General features: G+C 47.2%; 1 protein-coding gene. It reads right to left on the bottom strand.

What is annotated here, in order from left to right:
* A partial coding sequence (gene tuf, locus AB4351_RS22140; protein ID WP_055320245.1) for an elongation factor Tu occupies nucleotides 1-965 on the bottom strand: 965 nt, incomplete at both ends.

Raw genomic sequence — 965 nt, 5'->3', positions numbered from 1 at the left:
AAGATTTTAGCTACAACACCAGCACCAACTGTACGGCCACCTTCGCGGATTGCGAAACGTAGACCTTCGTCCATTGCGATTGGAGCGATTAGCTCAACAGTCATTTGAACGTTGTCACCTGGCATTACCATTTCTACGCCTTCTGGTAGAGTGATGTCGCCTGTTACGTCAGTTGTACGGAAGTAGAACTGTGGACGGTAACCTTTGAAGAAAGGAGTGTGACGGCCGCCTTCGTCTTTAGAAAGTACGTATACTTCAGACTCAAACTTAGTGTGTGGGTTGATAGAACCTTTCGCAGAAAGTACTTGACCACGTTCAACGTCATCACGCTTAGTACCACGTAGAAGTGCACCAACGTTCTCACCTGCACGACCTTCGTCAAGCAGTTTACGGAACATTTCAACACCAGTACAAGTAGTAAGAGTAGTCTCTTTGATACCAACGATTTCTACTTCGTCACCTACACGTAGGATACCGCGCTCGATACGACCAGTTACAACAGTACCACGACCTTGAATTGAGAATACATCTTCAATTGGTAGTAGGAACGGTTGGTCAACTGCACGCTCTGGCTCAGGAATGTAAGAATCTAGTGCTTCTGCAAGCTCAACGATCTTGTCTTCCCACTGCTTCTCGCCGTTTAGTGCGCCAAGTGCAGAACCTTGGATAACTGGTAGGTCATCACCTGGGAAGTCGTATTCAGAAAGAAGTTCACGAACTTCCATCTCAACTAGCTCAAGTAGCTCTTCGTCATCTACCATGTCACATTTGTTCATGAATACGATGATGTAAGGGATACCAACTTGACGACCAAGTAGGATGTGCTCACGAGTTTGAGGCATAGGGCCGTCAGTCGCAGCAACAACTAGGATACCGCCGTCCATTTGTGCAGCACCAGTGATCATGTTTTTAACATAATCCGCGTGTCCTGGACAGTCTACGTGTGCGTAGTGACGTGCTGGAGT

Origin of the sequence: Vibrio sp. 10N.261.51.F11 (genome assembly GCF_041471665.1) — a bacterium.
GTDB lineage: Bacteria > Pseudomonadota > Gammaproteobacteria > Enterobacterales > Vibrionaceae > Vibrio > Vibrio crassostreae_C.
Note: the sequence above shows the minus strand (reverse complement) of the source record. Positions and strands in the feature narration are given on the sequence as shown.